Here is an 18,357-nt window from a genome sequence, read left to right on the forward strand (position 1 = left end):
GCGGGCTTCGGTCAGCCGACGCTACTTCATTGAGCACCACCCCATGCGAGCCCGCGCGGATCCTCCCCCCCCTCCCGCGCGGGCTTGTTGGCGTCTGGATCCCTGAAAACTCAGTCGCGGGTCAGTCCCGGACGGCGACGGCCAGAATGCGGCCGCCGTCGACGCCCTGGACCAGCACGGCGCTGGCCAGGCCGTCCTCGGCCGCCGGCAGGCGATAGGCGGTCGGGCGGCCGCGCCAGGCGCCCAGGCGCTTGATCTCGCGCACCACGTTGCGATGCACGACGGTCTGGCCGCGGTTGTCGCCCTTCTTGACCATCACGTCCTGTTCGCGCGGGTCGTAGCGCACCAGCCAGACATCGGCCCCGCCGCGCGGCGCCTTGCCCGCGCCGACGTCGACGCGGCGCGCGCCGATGAAGGCCATGTCCGGCGGATCGTGCGGCCCCTTGGCGGCCTGGGCGACCAGGCGCTCGACCTTCTCGGTCTGCAGGCCGCCGGCCTGGGTGCGGCCGTCGACCACCACCTGCGGGGTATAGGGCTCGCGCAGCTCCAGCCGCGTCACATAGGCTTTCTGGCGGGCGGTGAACTCAGGCCTGGCGAAGGTGTCGGGCCAGCCGAGATAGTCCCAGTAGTCGACCGGGAAGGTCAGGGCGAGCACGCCCTCGCGCTGGGCCATCTTGGCGAGGTTGGCGTTCGCCTCGCCGCAGGACGCGCAGCCCTGGGCGGTGAACAGCTCGACGACCACCGGCGGCTTGGCGGCCGCGGCGAGCGGGGTGGCGCAGAGCAAGAGGCTGAAAAGCGCGGCCTTACGCATCGTGGCGCAATTAAGCGGACTTCCCTGAGCTTTGGATTTCAACAAGGCGTGACCAGCTTGCAGAATCGCGGAAACGAAAGAGGGGGCCTGCACGGGCGGCAGACCCCCTCGAACGCGATGATCTACCCCTCTGCGTGAGAGAGGCAAACCAAGACTTTAGGCCGCCGAACCGCCGGCCAGGTTGCGCAGCACGTAGTTTAGCACGCCGCCGTTCTTGAAGTACTCAAGCTCGGTCGGGGTATCGATGCGGCAACGGACCGGGAAGCGGGCGATGCGGCCGTCCGACGGACGGTACATCTCGACGGTCAGCTGCTTGCGCGGGGCCAGCTCGGTGAGGCCGCGGATGGTCACGATCTCCTCGCCGGTCAGGCCCAGCTTCTGCCAGCCGTCCTGGGTGAACTGCAGCGGCAGCACGCCCATGCCGACCAGGTTCGAGCGGTGGATCCGCTCGAAGCTCTCGGCGATGACCGCGCGGACGCCCAGCAGCTTGGTGCCCTTGGCCGCCCAGTCGCGCGACGAGCCGGTGCCGTATTCCTTGCCGGCGAAGACGACCGCCGGACGGCCTTCGGCCTGGTAGCGCATGGCCGCGTCATAGATCGACATGACGTCGCCCGACGGGAAGTGCTTGGTCACGCCGCCTTCGATGTCCGGGGTGATCTTGTTGCGGATCCGGATGTTGGCGAAGGTGCCGCGCATCATGATCTCGTGGTTGCCGCGGCGCGCGCCGTAGGAGTTGAACTCCGTGGCGGGCACTTGGCGCTCACGCAGATAGACGCCGGCCGGCGAGGTCGCCTTGATCGAGCCGGCCGGGCTGATGTGGTCGGTGGTGATCGAGTCGCCGAACACGCCGAGGATGCGGGCCTCGACGATGTCGTTGACCGGCTCCGGCTCCATCTTCATGTCCTGGAAGTACGGCGGGTTCTGCACGTAGGTCGAACCCATGTCCCAGGCGTAGGTCTGGCCGCCGGACACCTTGATGCCCTGCCAGTTCTTGTCGCCCTTGAAGACGTCGGCGTAGCGGGTCGCGAACATCTTCTGGGTGACGTGCTTGCGCTGCAGGGTGGCGATCTCTTCCGAGGTCGGCCAGATGTCCTTCAGGAACACCGGATTGCCGTCCTTGCCTTCGCCGAGCGACTCGGTGGCCAGGTCGATGTTCATGTTGCCGGCCAGGGCGTAGGCCACCACCAGCGGCGGCGAGGCCAGGTAGTTGGCGCGGACGTCCTGGTTCACGCGGCCTTCGAAGTTACGGTTGCCCGAGAGCACCGAGCAGGCGACCAGGTCGGCGGCGTTGACCGCTTCCGAGATCGCTTCCGGCAGCGGGCCGGAGTTGCCGATGCAGGTGGTGCAGCCGTAGCCGACCAGGTTGAAGCCCAGCGCGTCGAGCGACTTGGTCAGGCCGGCGGCCTTCAGGTAGTCGGTCACGACCTGCGACCCGGGGGCCAGCGAGGTCTTCACCCACGGCTTCACCTTCAGGCCCTTTTCGACCGCCTTCTTGGCGACCAGGCCGGCGGCGATCAGCACCGAGGGGTTCGAGGTGTTGGTGCAGGAGGTGATGGCGGCGATCACGACGTCGCCGTTGCCGACGTCGAACTTCTCGCCGGCCACCGGCACGCGGGGCTCTTCGCCGGTCTTGCCGAAGTCCTTGGCCAGGGCGGCCTTGAACTCAGCGGCGGCGTCCGAGAGCAGCACGCGGTCCTGCGGGCGCTTCGGGCCGGCCAGCGACGGCAGCACCGCGCCGAGGTCCAGCTCGAGGGTGTCGGTGAAGACCGGGTCCGGATCGCCGGCCTCGACCCACATGCCCTGTTCCTTGGCGTAGGCCTCGACCAGATCGGCGCGGGCGGCGTCACGGCCGGTGGCGCGCAGGTAGTCGATGGTCGCCTTGGTGACCGGGAAGAAGCCGCAGGTGGCGCCGTATTCCGGGGCCATGTTGGCGATGGTCGCCTGGTCTTCCAGGGTCAGGCCGGCGAGGCCCGGGCCGAAGAACTCGACGAACTTGCCGACCACGCCCTTCTTGCGGAGCATCTGGGTGACGGTCAGCACCAGGTCGGTGGCGGTCGCGCCGTCCGGCAGCGTGCCGGTCAGCTTGAAGCCGATGACTTCCGGGATCAGCATCGGGATCGGCTGGCCCAGCATGGCCGCCTCGGCCTCGATGCCGCCGACGCCCCAGCCCAGAACGGCCAGGCCGTTGATCATGGTGGTGTGCGAGTCGGTGCCGACCACGGTGTCCGGATAGGCGACCGAGGCGCCGTCCTCGTCGTTCAGCCACACGGTCTGGGCCAGGTACTCCAGGTTCACCTGGTGGCAGATGCCGGTGCCGGGCGGCACGACGCGGAAGTTGTTGAAGGCCGAGGAGCCCCAGCGCAGGAAGCGGTAGCGCTCGATGTTGCGCTCGTATTCACGCTCGACGTTCTCGCCGAAGGCCTTGGCGGTGCCGAAGTAGTCGACCATCACCGAGTGGTCGATGACCAGGTCGACGGGGTTCAGCGGGTTGATCTTTTCCGGGTCGGCGCCGAGGCTGGTCATGGCGTCGCGCATGGCGGCCAGGTCGACCACGGCCGGAACGCCGGTGAAGTCCTGCATCAGCACGCGGGCCGGGCGGAAGCTGATTTCGTGCTCGACCGAGCCCTTGTTGTCGATCCAGGCGGCCAGCGCCTTCAGGTCGTCGGCGCCGACGGTCGTGCCGTCTTCGTTGCGCAGCAGGTTCTCGAGCAGCACCTTCATCGAGACGGGCAGGCGGGCCACGTTCGAAAGACCGGCTTCCTCTGCGGCGCGAAGGCTGTAGTAGACGTAGGTCTTGTCGCCGACGACCAGTTCGCGGCGGGTCTTCAGGCTGTCGTTAGACGCCATATCAGGGATCCTTCCTCTGTTCTCGGCCGCTCTTGGACCACTTCGGGGATCGCGCGCTTTTCGGGGCGGACACACAGCGTTCGCCCCAGCGCCGCGTACGCCCCCCAAGGTGGCGACGGCCGGGCGCGTCATAGACCCTGATTTCCTAACCGTCCATGCAGGCAGGGGTATTTCATCGCTACCTGAGAATCACCCGCAAGGAGACGCGGCGTGATCGAGGCGCTGGTGATCGAGAATCTGGCGCTTCAACGCGGCGGAAGGCTTTTGTTTTCGGGGCTGGGCTTCGAATTGCCGGCCGGGCGGGCGGCGGCGCTGATCGGTCGCAACGGCGCCGGCAAGACCAGTCTGCTGCGGGCCATCGCCGGGCTCACGCCGCTGGAGGCCGGGACCATCCGGTTCGGGACGCTGGACCCCGTCGACGCCCGCGCCGAGCACGTCCATCTGGCCGGCCACCAGGACGGCCAGAAGCCGGCCCGCACGGCCTGGGAGGAGCTTGCCTTCTGGGCGCGCTGGAACGGGGCCGGCGAATCGGCCGCCCGCGAGGCGGCCGCCCGGCTGGAGCTGACCCGGCTGCTGGACCTGGAGGTGCGGCGGCTGTCGGCCGGCCAGCGCCGGCGGCTGTCGCTGGCCCGGCTGCTGGCCGCGCCGCGCGCGCTCTGGCTGCTCGACGAGCCCTTGAGCCCGCTCGACGCCGACTGGCGCGCCCGCTTCGGCGAGCTGATGGGCGAACACCTGGCCGGCGGCGGCCTGATCGTGGCGGCCGTGCACGACCCGCTGCCGATCCCCGCGCTAGCCGTCGAGATCGGACTTGAGACCGAGGGGGCCGCATCGTGAGCCGCGCCATGGCCCTGCTCTCGCGCGAGGCGGCCCTGGCCTGGGGCCGCGGCGGCGGCCCGATGGTCTCGCTGGCCTTCTACGCCGGGGTCGCCACCCTCCTGCCGCTGGCCACCGGCCCGGAGCCAGCGCGCCTGGCCGCGGTCGCGCCCGGCGCAGCCTGGGTGGCGCTGGCGCTGGCCGCCCTGCTCTCGCTCGACCGCCTGTTCGAGCGCGACTACGAGGACGGCGCCCTCGATCTGCTGACCCTGTCGTCGGTCCCGCTGGAGATCGCCTGCGCGATCAAATGCCTGGGACAGTGGCTGGCCACCGCCGCGCCGCTCGCCTTCGCCGCTCCGGTCGCGGCCATCGCCCTGGGCGCCAAGCCGCACCTGGCGCCGCTGATCTTCGCCTGCGCGCTGATGGGCGGCCTGGCCTTCGCCTTCGTCGGCGGCATCGGCGCGGCGCTGAGCCTCGGCGCACGGCGCGGCGGGCTGCTGACCGCGGTGATCGTGCTGCCGCTGTTCGTGCCGCCGGTGATCTTCGGCGGCGGGGCGCTGGACGCCTTCGCCGGCGGACTGCCATGGACGGCAGGGTTTGCGCTGCTGGCGGCCTATGCCGCCGCCGCCGTGGCGCTGGGCCCGATCGCCATGGCCGCGGCCTGCCGCAACGCCCTCAGCTAGCCGGCCTGATCAGTCAGTGACGGCCGGCTGCGGCTTGGGCTGCCACATGGCGTTGACGATCACCCAGCGGTCGCCGAACCGGCCGAGGTGGAAGTAGTCGATGAACCAGGGCGTCTCGACCCGGGCGACAGCCACGTCGCCGGCGATGTCCAGCACCTGCACCTTGCGCTCCCAGTTCTCGCGCGGGGTCTTCAGCACGCCGCGGCGGGTCAGGTCGACAAGCTCCTCCTTGCTCATCCGGCGCAGGCCGAGCGCCTCGTCCGGCGTCGGCTTCACCGCGCGCTTGGCGAGGTCCGGGTGCAGCGAGCGCGCGACCCGATCGGCGTCGCCTTCCAGCTGGCCGTCGACATAGTCGTAGGCGGTCGCCTCGATCTTCCGCACCGCGACCTCGTCGAGGTCGGCCGCCAGGGCGGGGCCGCCGACGAGGGCGCAGGTCATGACCAGGCCCGCGAGAAGGTTACGCATGAATGTCCGTCTCCATGTTGGCTGGGCCCGAGCGCCCGAAAGCTGCGCCGCGTGTAATCGAACCAGCAGAAGCGGTTGCGTCATTGTCGACGAAAACCCGCGAGGCGGCGACGGACTTCACCAACCGCGCCGTTCAAGGGTCTGAGGGGCGGCAACCGGAGCATATGACCCATGACTTTCACGAAACTCGCGCCCGTCGCGCTCGGCGGCGTCCTGCTGACCAGCCTGCTGGCCAGCGCCAGCCTCGCCCAGCAGCCGCCGCCCGCCGCCGCGCCGGGCCAACCGCGCGACGGTCGCGGCGAATGGCGCCGTGCCGATCCCGAAGCGATGGCCGCGCGCCGCGCCGACCATCTGCGCGCGGCGCTGCAGCTGCGGCCAGAGCAGGAGCCGGCGCTTAAGGCGTTCCTCGCCGCCAGCCAGCCGGCCGCCCGCCCGGCCCCCGGCGACCGCGCCGCCATGGCCGCGATGACCACGCCCCAGCGGCTCGACGCCCAGCGGGCGCGGATGACCGAGCGGCTCGCCCGCTTCGACCAGCGCGCGGCGGCGACCAAGAAGTTCTACGCTCAGCTGAGCCCGGCCCAGCAGAAGGCCTTCGACACCCTGGCCCCGCGCGGCCCCGGCAAGGGCATGGGCGGACGTCACGGCGGCCATGGACCGCAGGGCGGCTAGCCCGCTTCCGTGCTAAACAGGGCGGGCGATGCTGTTCAAGGCGCCCGTCCTGGCGGCCATCGCGGAAGGCAAGGTCGACCTGGCCTTCCGTCGGTGGCGCAAGCCGACCGTCAAGGCCGGCGGGACCCTGACCACGCCGGTCGGGGTGCTGGCCATCGACGCGATCGCCGTCATCGCCCCCGAAACGATCAGCGACGCCGACGCGGTCCGGGCCGGCTACGCCGACGCCGCCGAGGCGCTGGCCGCCCTTGAGGGCGAGGCCCCCGTCCACCGCATCGCCTTCCGGCTGATCGGCGAGGATCCGCGCCGGGCCCTGCGGCTCGACGTCTCCAGCGCCGCCCTCGACGAGATCGAGACCCGTCTGGCCCGGCTCGACGCCCGCGGCCCCTGGACCGCCGCGGTGCTCGAGCTGATCGCCGCCCATCCGGGGGTGCGGGCGCCGGACCTGGCCGCCCGGCTCGGCCGCGAGACGCTCGCCTTCAAGATCGACGTGCGCAAGCTCAAGGCGCTCGGCCTGACCGAAAGCCTTGAGGTCGGCTACCGGCTGTCGCCCCGCGGCCATGCGCTGCGCACGCGCCGCTTGCAGCAGGGATCGCCCGAGGCTAAGCCGCAGGCATGATCCCGGCGCCGGCCTTTCTGTCGAATCCCGAGCGGTTCATGGTCTTTTCCCGCTGGGCCGCCCCGATGTTCGGCGCGATCGCGCTCGTCCTGGCGCTGGCGGGCCTGTGGCTCGGCTTCACCGCCCCGGAGGACTACCAGCAGGGCGACACCGTCCGGCTGATGTTCATCCATGTGCCGGCCTCGTGGATGAGCATGTTCGTCTACGCCTGCCTGGCGACCGCGAGCTTCCTGGCGCTGGTGTTCCGCCACGCCCTGGCCGACGCCGCCGCCCGCGCCGCAGCCCCGCTGGGCGCGGCCTTCACCTTCATGGCGCTGTTCACCGGCTCGCTGTGGGGCCGCCCGATGTGGGGCACCTGGTGGCAGTGGGACGCGCGGATGACCTCGGTGCTGGTGCTGTTCCTGGTCTACCTCGCCTACATGGCCCTGCGCGCCTCGCTGGACGACGAGACCAAGGCCGCCCGCGCCTGCGCGATCCTGGCCCTGGTCGGGGCGGTGAACCTGCCGGTGATCAAGTTCTCGGTCGACTGGTGGAACACCTTGCACCAGGGGGCCTCGGTGTTCCGCGCCGAGGGCCCGGCGATGACCAACGACTATCTGTGGCCGCTGCTGCTGATGGGCCTGGCCTACATGTCGGCCTTCGGCTCGCTGTGGCTGGTCGGCATCCGCGCCCAGGTCTGGCGCCGCCGGGCCGAGGCCGCGGCCCTGCGCGCGGCGAGAGGATAACCCGATGCTCGACCTCGACGCCGGCAAGTATGCGCTTTTCGTGTGGCCGGCCTATGGCCTGACCGCGCTGGTCTTCCTCGGGATGATCGTCTTCACCCTGCGCCAGTCGCGCATCTGGCGCCGCCGCGCCGAGCAGGACGGCCAGTGAACCGCACCCTCGCCTTCCTGCCGCTGGCCGCGCTGCTGGCGCTCGGCCTGCTGTTCGGCCTCTATTCGCTCAAGCGCGACCCGCAGGTGAAGCCCGACGCCCTGGTCGGCAAGCCGCTGCCCGAGCTGACCCTGCCGGCGCTCGACACCGGCCGCCCGGTGCGGCTGCACGACGCCGCCCAACCGGCGCCGGTGCTGGTCAACATCTTCGCCTCGTGGTGCGCCCCCTGCGAGATCGAGCATCCGGTGCTGGTCGACCTGAAGAAGCAAGGCGTGCGCATCGTCGGCGTCGCCTACAAGGACGCGCCCGAGAACACCAAGGCCTTCATCGGCCGGCTCGGCGACCCTTATTCCGAACGCCTGGTGGACCGCGACGGCCGGGCCGGCATCGACCTCGGCGTCACCGGCGTGCCGGAGACCTACCTGGTCGGCCCCGGCGGCCAGATTCTGGCCAAGCACACCGGGCCGCTGACCCCGGAAAAGGCGCGCGAGCTGCTGGCCAAGGCGCCGCGTTAACCAATCCTTGAGGCGGCGCAACGAAACCTCGCCAAGGTTCCGTTAACCATAGTTGCGCCGCCCGTGAGCACGATCCGCCCGCCGATCTTCCCGCCCCCGCAGCCGCAGGCTCAGCCGACGGCGCCCGTCCGCAGCAGCGCCCAGCAGGCGTTCTTCGCGGCGGCCACGGGTCGCCCGGCGGCTCAGGTTCAGCCGCAGGTTCAGGCGCAGCCCCAGGCCCAGGCGGCGCCGGCCCAGCGCATGCCCGCCTCGCTGCCCGCCGACCCGCCGCAGAAGATCCTGCGCCCGGGTTCGATCCTGGATATCCGGGTCTAGCGGCCCACGCCCTTAGCCGCTCAGGCCGCCTTCTTGAGCTTCTTCTTCTTGGCCTTGTCGGCCTTGTCGGCCTTGGCCTTCTTCGGCTTCTCGGCCTTGTCCGCCTTCGGCTTCTTGGCCGCGAGCGGCACCGGCTCAGCGGCCGCCTCGTCGCCGGCGCGGATCAGCTCGCGCAACCCGGCGGTCAGAGCCTCGCGCTTGGCGCTCGACAGCAGCCGCAACAGCCGCGCATCCGCCGCCGCCATCTTCGGCTTGGCTTCGGCCAGGGCCGCGCGGCCGGCCTGCGTCAGGCTGACGGCGTTGGCGCGGGCGTCGGCGGTCGAGCGTTGGCGCTCCAGCAGGCCCTTGACGATCATCCGCGCGACCATGTCGGCCAGGGTCGAGCGGTCGATGCCGGTCGTGCGCACCAGGTCGGTCTGGGTCAGGCCCTCATAGGCCTCCACCGCCGCCAGCACCGCGTATTGTCGCTGGGTGACCCCGCCCTCGCCCTGCTCGTCGGCATAGATGTCGAGCGCCAGTTGCAGCGCCCGGTGCAGCAGATGACTGGGCGACTTCTCCAGGGCCGGCAGGCCCTTCTTCTTGTCCTGGGACTTCGACTTGGCCATCCGGTTCCACCCCCGCCTGTCGACACGCCTGGACGCTACCGGCCTACGGTGTCGATTTGACGACACATGGTCAGTGGTCGGCGCCGGCGCCAGGGGGTGCGGGCGCGCTATTCGACGTGGGGCGGCGGCGGCTCGTCGGTCTTGGCGTACTTCATCATCAGCGGCACCTGGGCGAAGCCGAACAGCACCGTGAGGATGAGCAGGCCGGGGAAGCGGAACACCACCCAGATGTCGTCAGGCTGGGTGCGCCAGACGATCTCGTTGAGCCCAGCCAGGGCCAGGAAGAACAGGCCGTAGTTGAGGGTCAGCTTGCGCCAGCCCTCGTCCGGCATCTTCACCGCATCGCCCAGCAGCAGCTTCAGCGGGTTCTTGCGCAGGATCAGCCCGCCCAGCAGCGCCACGCCGAACAGGCTGTTCATCACCGTCGGCTTCAGCTTCACGAAGCGGACGTCGTGGAAGAACAGGGTCAGGCCGCCGAACACCAGGGCCGCGCCGCCGGCGATCAGCGGGAACGGGGCGATGCGCTTTTCGAAGGCCAGGCCGACGACCAGGCCCAGGGCCGACCCGCCGACCAGCCACCAGGTCGCCTGGACCAGGGCCTCCTGCGAGGTCATGCCGCCGCCGCGGTTGAGGAAGAAGCCGATCAGGAACGCGACCAGACCGCCATAGTCGACGACGCCGCGGACCCACTTGCGAGCGGCCGGAGAGAGCTTCATGCCTCGTCGAGTCCAACCAGGGTGCGGGCGAAGGCGCGGGCCTTGAACGGCTGCAGATCGTCGATCCCCTCGCCCACGCCGATGAGCTTGATGGGGCTGTCGGAGGCCTGGGCCACCGGCACCAGCACCCCGCCGCGGGCGGTGCCGTCCAGCTTGGTCATGACGATGCCCGACACCCCGATCTGGTTGCCGAAGATGTTTTCCTGGGCCAGCGCGTTGCGGCCGACCGTGGCGTCAAGCACCAGCAGGGTCTCGTGCGGGGCCTCGGGCTCGACCTTCTTGACCACGCGGATGACCTTCAGCAGCTCGTCCATCAGGCCCTGCTTGTTCTGCAGGCGGCCGGCGGTGTCGATCAGCACCACGTCGTAGCCCTCGGCCTTGGCGCGCTCGACCGCATCGAAGGCCAAGCCAGCGGCGTCCGAACCGGTCGGACGCGACATGAAGTCGGCGCCCGAGCGCTCGGCCCAGACCTTCAGCTGCTCGACGGCGGCGGCGCGGAACGTGTCGCCGGCCACCACCAGCACCTTGGCCCCGCGTCCCACCAGGTCGGCGGCGATCTTGCCCAGGGTGGTGGTCTTGCCCGAGCCGTTCACGCCGATGAACATCACCACATACGGGCGCGGCCCGGCGAGCGGCGTGAAATCGCCCTCGCGGCTCTCCAGCTCGGCGCCGATGGCCTCGGCCAGGGCTTCCTTGATCTCGCGCTCGTCGACGCTCTTGCCGAACTTCTCGTCGGAAAAGCGCTGGGTGATGCGCGCAGCCGAATGTGGGCCGAGATCGGCCTCGATCAGCATTTCTTCCAGCTCGTCGAGCTTGGCTTGGTCCAGCGGCTGCTTGGTGAAGGTGGAGACCACCTGTTCCGTCATCTGCTTCGACGAGCGCGACAGCCCGGCGGTGAGACGTTGGAACCAGCCCTTCTTCGGTTCGGTCATGGGCCGCTTCTAGCCCGTCAAACGGTTGCGCGATAGAGGATGAAGGCATGGACGCCCTCGCCGCCGCCTTCGTCTGGTTCGACTACGCCGCCGTCGCCGTGTTCGGCGCCACCGGGGCGCTGGCGGCGGCCCAACGCAAGCATGACATCGTCACCTTCGCCTTCTTCGCCGCGGTGACCGGCGTCGGCGGCGGGACCATGCGCGACCTCTTGATCGAGGCGCCGGTCTTCTGGGTGCAGCGGCCGAGCTACATCATGGTCTGCATCGCCGCGGCGGCGGCGGTGTGGATCTTCGGGACGGGCCCCGGGCGGATGCGGGTGCTGCTGTGGCTCGATGCGCTTGGCATGGCCGCCTACAGCGTGGTCGGTGCGGCCAAGGCCCTGGCGCTCGGCGTGCCGCCGTTCTCCGCCGTGCTGATGGGCGTGATGACCGCCTGCTTCGGCGGCATCGTCCGCGACGTGCTGGCCCACGAACCCTCGGTGCTGCTGCGGCGGGAGATCTATGTGACCTGCGCCCTGGCCGGGGCGAGCCTGTTCGTCGTGCTCTACGTGCTGGGGGTCCGCGGCCTCTGGCCGGGCGCCGCGGGCTTCGCCGCCGCCTTCGCCGTGCGCGCCGGGGCCATCCGTTGGGGCTGGACCCTGCCGGCCTTTCCCGGACGGGGCAAGGCGGAGTAGTTCCCGCACCGATCGAGATCGCGCGATCTCAGAGAACGGCGGCGATCGCCCGCGTCCCGTCATGACCGGTGACCCGCATCGGCGCGACGCCGCCGATCGCGGCCGCGCCGGTGAAGGCGATCTCGGTGAAGTCCTCGGCCCGCGCCACGCCCTCGCGCTCGACCAGGCCCATCAGGGTCCGGCCGACCTGGCGGTCCAGATGCCGGACCAGCGCCGCCTCGCCGGCCGCGCGCAGCCGGGCCGCACGCGCCTTGATCACCGGCCGCTGCAGCTGCGGCATCCGCGCGGCGGGCGTGCCAGGACGCGGGCTGAACGGGAAGACGTGCAGGAACGACAGCTCGGCCGCCTCGACCAGCGCCAGGGTGTTCTCGAACATCTCGTCGGTTTCGGTCGGGAAGCCGGCGATCAGGTCGGCGCCGAAGGCGACGTCGGGGCGCACCGCGCGCACGCCGGCCACCAGCTTCAGGGCGTCGGCCCGGCTGTGACGACGCTTCATGCGCTTGAGGATCATGTCGTCGCCGGCCTGGAGCGACAGGTGCAGATAGGGCATCAACCGGCGGTCCTCGGCCAGCACCCGCATCAGGTCCGGGTCGATCTCGGCCGCGTCGATCGACGACAGCCGCAGCCGCGGCAGATCGGGGACCAGCTTCAGGATCCGGGCGACCAGCTGGCCGAGCGTCGGCTGGCCGGGCAGGTCAGCGCCCCAGCTGGTCACGTCGACCCCGGTCAGCACCACTTCCTGATAGCCCTGGGCGGCCAGCTTGCGGGCCTGCTCGACCACCTCGCCGGCCGGGGCCGAGCGCGAGTTTCCGCGGCCATACGGGATGATGCAGAAGGTGCAGCGGTGGTCGCAGCCGTTCTGGACCTCGACATAGGCCCGGGCGCGGTCCTTCAGCCCGTCGATCAGATGACCGGCGGTCTCGCGCACGCTCATGATGTCGTTGACGCGGACCTTGCCCTCGGGGACCCGGTCGGCATAGGCGCCGGCCTGGGACTTCTCGGCGTTGCCGAGCACCAGGTCGACCTCGGCCATGGCGGCGAAGGCGGCCGGATCGATCTGCGCCGCGCAGCCGGTGACGATCAGCTTGGCGGCGGGGTTCTCGCGCCGCGCCTTGCGGATCGCCTGGCGCGCCTGGCGCACGGCCTCACCCGTCACCGCGCAGGTGTTGAAGACGATGGCGTTCGAAAGCCCGTCCTCAGCGGCGCGGGCGCGGATGACCTCGCTTTCATAGGCGTTCAGCCGGCAGCCGAAGGTGACGATGTCGACGCCGGTCGCATCGGCCGGCGCCACGTGCGGCGTCAGCTCGAAGTTATCGGTGATGTCGTGCTCGGCGCTCACGGCAGGGTTCCGGTGAAATCCACCTGGGCGGGGCCGGTCATGATCACATGGCCGTCGCTCTCGCGCCACTCGATGACCAGCTCGCCGCCGTCCAGCACCAGGGTCGCCTTGCGATCCACGAGGCCGCGGCGATAGGAGGCCACCAGCGCCGCGCAGGCGCCGGTGCCGCAGGCCTTGGTCAGGCCCGCGCCGCGTTCCCACACTTTCAGCCGGATGCGGTCGCGGGCGACGATCTGGGCGAAGCCGACATTGACGCCCTCCGGGAACAGCCGGTGATGCTCGATCATCGGGCCGACCTGCACCACCGGCGCAGCCTCGGCGTCCGGCACGAAGAACACCACGTGCGGATTGCCCATCGAGACGCAGCCGGGCGTGTGCAGGATCGGATCGTCGATGGGGCCGACCTGCAGCTCTATGCCGCGGGTGTCCATCTCCTCCTCCAGCGGGATCTGCCGCCAGTCGAGGCCCGGCTCGCCCATGTCGACGCTGACGATCTTGTCGCCGGCGCGGGTCGCGGTCAGCAGGCCGCCTTGAGTCTCGATCACCGCCTGGTCGCGACCAGAGGCCTCCATCAGCAGCCAGCCGACGCAGCGGCTGGCGTTGCCGCAGGCCCCGACCTCGTCGCCGTCGGCGTTCCAGAACCGCACGCGAGCGTCAGCTTTTTCCGACGGCTCTATAGAAACCAGCTGATCGCAGCCGACCCCGGCCTGGCGGTCGGCGATCGCGCGCACCTCCGCCGCAGTGGGCGCGAAGGGGGCGGTGCGGGCCTCGACCACGACGAAGTCGTTGCCGAGCCCGTTCATCTTCAGGAACGGACGGCTCATGGCCGGGGCTATATAGGCGAGCTGCGATCACCTTGCACGCGACAAGCCCAGCCGGCCCCGCTAAGCGTAACCGCCATGAAGCTTGTTACAGCAGCGCTTTTTGGCGCTCTCCTCGCCACCCCGGCCGCCGCCTTCGCGCAACCCGCCGACCCGTTCATCTGGCTTGAGGACATCGACAGCCCGCGCGCGATGGCCTGGGTCGAGGCCCAGAACGCCAAGACCCTGGCGCGGCTGGAGGGCGACGCCCGCTACCAGACCTTCCTCACCGAAGGCCGGGCGATCCTCACCGCCACCGACCGGATCCCGAAGCCGGCCTTCCGGGCGGGCGGCGTCGACAACTTCTGGCAGGACGCGACCAACACCCACGGGATCTGGCGCCACGCCTCCCTCGCCTCCTATCGCAGCGCCGCGCCGACCTGGGACGTCGTGCTGGACATCGACAAGCTGGCCAAGGACGAGGGCCGCAACTGGTTCTGGAAGGGCGCCACCTGCCTGAAGCCGGACCAGACCCGCTGCCTCGTGCGGCTGTCGAACGGCGGCGGCGACGCGGTTGAGTTGCGCGAGTTCGACACCGTGACCAAGACCTTCGTCGAGGGCGGCTTCCGCTCGCCCGAGGGCAAGCAGGACGCCGAGTGGATCGACGCCGACACCCTGGTCGCCTGGCGCGAATGGACGCCCGGCGAGGTCACGGCCTCCGGCTACGCCAACGTGGTCAAGATCCTCAAGCGCACCGGCGAGGCGACCGAAATCTTCCGCGGCGAGAAGAGCGACGTCTGGGCCAACGCCAGCGTGCTGCGCGGCGAAGGCGGCAAGACCGACGGCGTGCTGATCCAGCGCGGCCTGACCTTCTTTGAGTCCGAGTACTCGCTCTATGTCGACGGCCGCCTGACCCCGGTCGCCCTGCCCAAGAAGGCCGAGTTCAAGGCCTATGTGGACGGGCGGATGATCTTCACCCTGCAGGAGGCCTGGAACGGCTTCGGGGCCGGGGCGCTGATCGCCTATGACCCCAAGGATCTCGCCGCGGGGCCGGCGCTGGTCTTCCAACCCGGCCCGCGCCAGGCGATCCAGGCCGTCGTCGACACCAAGGGTCTGCTGGCGGTCGAGCTGCTGGAAGACGTGAAGGGCGCGGTCGACGTCTACGATCTGAAGAACGGCAAGTGGACCGCGCGGCGACTGGCCCTGCCCAAGGGCGAGACGCTGACGATCCTCTCGACCTCCGGCCAGGACGACCAGCTGTTCGTCGGGGCCGAAGGCTTCCTGACGCCAACGAGCCTGTGGCTGGCCGACGGCGCGACCGGCAAGGCGCAAAAGCTGAAGGCGCTGCCGGCCCGCTTCGACGCCAGCAAGGATCAGGTCGACCAGTTCTGGGCGACCTCGTCGGACGGGACCAAGATCCCCTACTTCGTAGTCCGGCCGAAGGGCGCCAAGCTGGACGGGTCGATCCCGACCATCATGTACGGCTACGGCGGGTTCGAGGTCGCCAAGCCGCCGATCTATATCCCCGAGATGGGCAAGATCTGGCTGGAGCGCGGCGGCGCCTATGTGATCGCCAACATCCGCGGCGGCGGCGAGTTCGGCCCGGCCTGGCACCAGGCGGTGCTGCGCGACAAGCGCCAGCTGGCGTTCGACGACTTCGCCGCGGTCGCCCGCGACCTGGAGGCGCGCAAGATCACCTCGGCCCGGCGGCTCGGCATCTACGGCCGCTCCAACGGCGGGGTGCTGACCACCGTCTCGATGACCCAGCATCCGGAGCTGTGGACCGCGGTGGTGGTCGAGAGCCCGCTGGTCGACATGCTGCGCTACCACAAGCTCTCGGCGGGCGCCTCGTGGGTCGGCGAGTACGGGAACCCGGACGTGGCCGAAGACCACGCCTTCATCGCCAAGTACGACGGCTACCTGAACCTGAAGCCCGGCCAGGCCTATCCCGAGCCCTACGTCACCACCAACACGCGCGACGACCGGGTGCACCCCGGCCACGCCCGCAAGTTCGCGGCGAAGCTCGAGGCTCTCGGCTACCCCTACCTCTATTTCGAGAACACCTTCGGCGGCCACTCCAACGACGCCGACCCGGAGATGAACGCCCAACGCTGGGCCCGGCACTATGTCTACCTGGCCCAGAAGCTGATGGACTGAGGCAATCCCCCAGCTGGAGAGCATCTGAGAAACTCCCTCGCCCCCTTGGGGGAGAGGGTTGGGGTGAGGGGGCCTGCTGACTCCGCAGAGCGTCGCTCCGCGCCGCAAACCCCTCACCCTGCCCTCTCCCCTCAAGTGGGGAGAGGGAAACGGTTGGCACTACAGTCCTCTAGACAGGCCGCTAGAACGCGTAGCGCCCGACCAGCTGGAACACCGGACCGGCCTTCTCGCTCTCGACCTCGTACTCGTCGAAGTCGCGGCTGCGCTGTTCTTCGATCGTGTTGAACTTGTTGAAGGTCTCTTCCTTCTTGGCGTCGAGCAGGTTCGAGCCGGTCAGACGCAGCACGAAGTTCTGGCCGAAGCGCTTTTCGACGAACACCTCCAGGTCGGCGCCGTAGCTGGTGGTGACCTCCTCGCCGACGATGCGGCCGAAGGCGTCGCCCTGCTTGCGATAGGTGGCCCCGAACGCCGCACCCCAGGTGGGCAGGTCCTGGATGAAGCCGACATTGAACACGTACTTCGACTGGTCGTTGAACCGGCGCGAGCCGAACGGGTCGTCGATTTCGCTGTCCAGCCAGGAGTAGTTGAGGAACACGCCGGTGTGCTCCATCCCGAACATGGTGAGCGGGGTCGAGAGGTCGAGTTCGACGCCCCAGACCGAGCCGTCGCCGGCGTTGCGGGCGGTGAGCAGGAAGGTGTCCTCGCCCTCGCTGCCCTCGACGCCGGTGTTGGCCACTTCGATCAGGTCCGAGACCTTGCGGTAGAACAGGTTCACCCCGGCGACGCCGCGGGTCCCGAGCCGGCGCTCATAGCCGAGGTCCAGGCCCCAGGCGGTCTCCGGCTTCAGGTCCGGATTGCCGACGAAGTCGTTGTCGCCCATCTCGGCCAGCAGCACCGCCGGCGAGATCTGGCCAAAGCCTGGGCGGCGGACGGTGCGCGCCACCGAGGCGTTGATCCGGTCGTCCTCCGAGAGGCTGTAGCGCAGGTGCGCCGAGGGCAGCAGGAACTGGTAGTCCTTGTCCACCGTGCGGTCCGCGGCCGGTGCGGTCTCGTCGGTGATCTTGCTGCTGGTGGTCTCGTAGCGCAGGCCCGCTTCCCACTTCAGCGCGTCCTGGCCGCCGGAGAACATCAGGTAGGGATCGATCCGCGTCTCCTCAATCTTGTTGACCCCGCCCGGAACCGGCAGGAACGGACCATAGACGCCCGGCAGGGTCGGCCGCGCGGCCGGCGGATTGGGGATCGTCACCCGGTTGCGGTCGGTCGTGATGTCGGTGTCGCGGTTCTTGTCGACGAACTGCACGCCGAACTCGACCGTCGCGAAGCCAAGCTCGCGCTCGTGCTCGATCGCCAGCGACAGCTCCTTGTCCTTCAGCCGCGAGTGGGTGAGGTCGCCGGTGAAGCGGTCGTCTTCCGGGAACGGGTTGGAGTCGCGGAGGTATTCGTATTCCTCCTCGATCTCGTCCTGCTGGTCGTTGAAGACCGCGTAGCCGGCCTTGAAGCGGGTCTTGCCGCCGAACATCTCGCGGGTGAACTTGCCGTTCAGCGACCAGTTGTCGGTGGTGATGTCGACATTGTTGTCGTTGGTGACCGAGAGATCCCGATTGCGGATATTGCCGTCCTGGTACTCCCAGGAGTCCTCGTCGGCGAACCGGTCGGTGCGCACGAACAGACCCGATAGCTCCAGGTCCCCGCCGCCGACCTGAACCTCGTAAGCGGCGTTGAAGGTATAGTCCGTGCCGTTGCGGGTGTCGGATTGCACCTCGATGTTGTCGAGGGCGCCGCCCGGCTCGTCATAGCGCCAGCTCGTCTTCTCCTTGGGATTGCGGCGTCCCTGGATGCTGGCGCCGACCAGCAGCCGGCCAGGTCCGGCCTGACCGGACCAGACGCCGCCGAGGGTCTCGCGCACGCGCCCGTCGTTGAGCAGAATGGCGCCGGCGCGCAGATAGCCGCCGTCCAGGGTCTGGCTGTCGCGCAGCACGATGTTCAGGGCGCCGGCCACGGCGTCGCCGCTGCGGTTGGCGCTGGCCGAGCGCACGACCTCGATGCGCTCGATCAGTTCGGCCGGGATGCGGTCGACGAAGAACGAACGGTCAAGACCGGCGCCGGGCACCCGCTCGCCGTTGATCAGGATCTGGGTGTAGCCGGGGTCCAGGCCGCGCAGCCGCGCGCCGTCGCTCTCCAGCACGTCGGACAGGAAGGCGACGCTGGGCACGCGCTTCATGGCGTCGCCGGCGGTCAGCGGCTCGAACCGCTGGAAGTACTCAAGGCCGTAGGACAGGGCCGGCGCCACCGTCTCGGTGCGGTCGCGGAAGGCGATCTCGCCGGTGACGATCAGTTCCGATACCGGCGTGGCGTCGGCCGCGTCATCGGCCAGGGCGGGCGTGGCCAGCGCAAGCGGCGCCATCGCCGCGCAGGCGAGCAGTGAAAGTCGCGTCATGGGGTCCCCCGACAAGCGGGGCGGTTGACCTCACCCCACGCAGCATGATTTGCAGCGCAGGGGATATATCTTGCACGCGGAGTGGGG

The 18,357-nt window shown here is 69.8% G+C and carries 19 protein-coding genes; 10 read left to right on the top strand and 9 right to left on the bottom strand.

Going from position 1 to position 18,357, the window contains the following annotated elements; translation table 11 throughout:
- Window positions 1–121: 121 nt before the first annotated feature.
- Together O4N75_RS21000 and acnA are read right to left on the bottom strand one after the other, a co-directional pair.
- A complete protein-coding gene (locus tag O4N75_RS21000) occupies window positions 122–811 on the bottom strand; it encodes a DUF1223 domain-containing protein (protein WP_269627336.1) in 690 nt (229 codons plus the stop codon).
- Between the two features lie 156 nt (window positions 812–967).
- Window positions 968–3,658 (bottom strand): aconitate hydratase AcnA, encoded by a 2,691-nt coding sequence (gene acnA / locus O4N75_RS21005; RefSeq protein ID WP_269627337.1) that lies wholly within the window; start codon window positions 3,656–3,658, stop codon window positions 968–970.
- 210 nt (window positions 3,659–3,868) lie between these two features.
- Between acnA and ccmA the strand changes: the two genes are divergently transcribed.
- Together ccmA and ccmB are read left to right on the top strand one after the other, a co-directional pair.
- Window positions 3,869–4,492: a heme ABC exporter ATP-binding protein CcmA gene (gene ccmA / locus O4N75_RS21010; protein ID WP_269627338.1), complete on the top strand. Its 624-nt coding sequence runs from the start codon at window positions 3,869–3,871 to the stop codon at window positions 4,490–4,492.
- Window positions 4,489–5,154, top strand: coding sequence for a heme exporter protein CcmB (gene ccmB / locus O4N75_RS21015; RefSeq protein ID WP_267234343.1), 666 nt, complete (start codon window positions 4,489–4,491; stop codon window positions 5,152–5,154). The genes ccmA and ccmB overlap by 4 nt, the downstream gene beginning before the upstream one ends.
- A gap of 9 nt (window positions 5,155–5,163) precedes the next feature.
- Here the strand turns inward: ccmB and O4N75_RS21020 are convergent, their stop codons facing one another.
- Complete coding sequence (locus tag O4N75_RS21020) at window positions 5,164–5,619, bottom strand: nuclear transport factor 2 family protein (RefSeq protein WP_269627339.1); 456 nt, start codon at window positions 5,617–5,619, stop codon at window positions 5,164–5,166.
- A gap of 171 nt (window positions 5,620–5,790) precedes the next feature.
- Here O4N75_RS21020 and O4N75_RS21025 point away from each other — a divergent pair, with 171 nt between their 5' ends.
- The 6 genes from O4N75_RS21025 (at window position 5,791) to O4N75_RS21050 (ending at window position 8,610) form a co-directional block, all read left to right on the top strand.
- The gene (locus O4N75_RS21025; RefSeq protein ID WP_269627340.1) at window positions 5,791–6,288 is read left to right on the top strand and encodes a Spy/CpxP family protein refolding chaperone; all 498 of its coding nucleotides are present in this window, start codon (window positions 5,791–5,793) and stop codon (window positions 6,286–6,288) included.
- A 28-nt stretch (window positions 6,289–6,316) separates the two neighbouring features.
- A complete protein-coding gene (locus O4N75_RS21030; protein ID WP_269627341.1) occupies window positions 6,317–6,907 on the top strand; it encodes a hypothetical protein in 591 nt (196 codons plus the stop codon).
- The gene (ccmC, locus tag O4N75_RS21035) at window positions 6,904–7,632 is read left to right on the top strand and encodes a heme ABC transporter permease CcmC (protein ID WP_269627342.1); all 729 of its coding nucleotides are present in this window, start codon (window positions 6,904–6,906) and stop codon (window positions 7,630–7,632) included. The genes O4N75_RS21030 and ccmC overlap by 4 nt, the downstream gene beginning before the upstream one ends.
- A 4-nt stretch (window positions 7,633–7,636) precedes the next feature.
- A complete protein-coding gene (gene ccmD / locus O4N75_RS21040) occupies window positions 7,637–7,780 on the top strand; it encodes a heme exporter protein CcmD (protein WP_267233720.1) in 144 nt (47 codons plus the stop codon).
- Window positions 7,777–8,295 carry a DsbE family thiol:disulfide interchange protein gene (locus O4N75_RS21045; RefSeq protein WP_269627343.1) on the top strand — a complete coding sequence of 173 codons (519 nt, stop codon included), beginning with the start codon at window positions 7,777–7,779 and terminating at the stop codon, window positions 8,293–8,295. The genes ccmD and O4N75_RS21045 overlap by 4 nt, the downstream gene beginning before the upstream one ends.
- Before the next feature lie 63 nt (window positions 8,296–8,358).
- Complete coding sequence (locus O4N75_RS21050) at window positions 8,359–8,610, top strand: hypothetical protein (protein WP_269627344.1); 252 nt, start codon at window positions 8,359–8,361, stop codon at window positions 8,608–8,610.
- Between the two features lie 20 nt (window positions 8,611–8,630).
- Here O4N75_RS21050 and O4N75_RS21055 read toward each other — a convergent pair whose 3' ends face one another.
- From O4N75_RS21055 to ftsY, 3 genes are all read right to left on the bottom strand, one after another.
- Entirely contained in the window at window positions 8,631–9,215 is a 585-nt protein-coding gene (locus tag O4N75_RS21055; protein WP_269627345.1) for a MarR family transcriptional regulator, read from the bottom strand.
- A gap of 107 nt (window positions 9,216–9,322) precedes the next feature.
- Window positions 9,323–9,931 carry an inner membrane-spanning protein YciB gene (locus O4N75_RS21060; RefSeq protein ID WP_267233716.1) on the bottom strand — a complete coding sequence of 203 codons (609 nt, stop codon included), beginning with the start codon at window positions 9,929–9,931 and terminating at the stop codon, window positions 9,323–9,325.
- On the bottom strand, window positions 9,928–10,863 hold the full coding sequence (gene ftsY / locus O4N75_RS21065; protein WP_269627346.1) for a signal recognition particle-docking protein FtsY: 936 nt from the start codon (window positions 10,861–10,863) through the stop codon (window positions 9,928–9,930). The genes O4N75_RS21060 and ftsY overlap by 4 nt, the downstream gene beginning before the upstream one ends.
- A gap of 47 nt (window positions 10,864–10,910) precedes the next feature.
- Here ftsY and O4N75_RS21070 point away from each other — a divergent pair, with 47 nt between their 5' ends.
- Window positions 10,911–11,537 carry a trimeric intracellular cation channel family protein gene (locus O4N75_RS21070; RefSeq protein WP_269627347.1) on the top strand — a complete coding sequence of 209 codons (627 nt, stop codon included), beginning with the start codon at window positions 10,911–10,913 and terminating at the stop codon, window positions 11,535–11,537.
- A 28-nt stretch (window positions 11,538–11,565) separates the two neighbouring features.
- Here O4N75_RS21070 and mtaB read toward each other — a convergent pair whose 3' ends face one another.
- Window positions 11,566–12,858 (bottom strand): tRNA (N(6)-L-threonylcarbamoyladenosine(37)-C(2))-methylthiotransferase MtaB, encoded by a 1,293-nt coding sequence (gene mtaB, locus O4N75_RS21075; protein ID WP_348649551.1) that lies wholly within the window; start codon window positions 12,856–12,858, stop codon window positions 11,566–11,568.
- Window positions 12,859–12,872: 14 nt separating this feature from the next.
- Window positions 12,873–13,700, bottom strand: coding sequence for a diaminopimelate epimerase (gene dapF / locus O4N75_RS21080; protein ID WP_269627348.1), 828 nt, complete (start codon window positions 13,698–13,700; stop codon window positions 12,873–12,875).
- Window positions 13,701–13,775: 75 nt separating this feature from the next.
- Between dapF and O4N75_RS21085 the strand changes: the two genes are divergently transcribed.
- Window positions 13,776–15,833, top strand: coding sequence for a prolyl oligopeptidase family serine peptidase (locus tag O4N75_RS21085; protein ID WP_269627349.1), 2,058 nt, complete (start codon window positions 13,776–13,778; stop codon window positions 15,831–15,833).
- A gap of 181 nt (window positions 15,834–16,014) precedes the next feature.
- Here O4N75_RS21085 and O4N75_RS21090 read toward each other — a convergent pair whose 3' ends face one another.
- Window positions 16,015–18,270, bottom strand: coding sequence for a TonB-dependent receptor (locus O4N75_RS21090; RefSeq protein ID WP_269627350.1), 2,256 nt, complete (start codon window positions 18,268–18,270; stop codon window positions 16,015–16,017).
- Window positions 18,271–18,357: the final 87 nt, after the last annotated feature.

Origin of the sequence: Phenylobacterium sp. NIBR 498073 (assembly GCF_027286305.1) — a bacterium.
Taxonomy (GTDB): Bacteria; Pseudomonadota; Alphaproteobacteria; order Caulobacterales; family Caulobacteraceae; genus Phenylobacterium.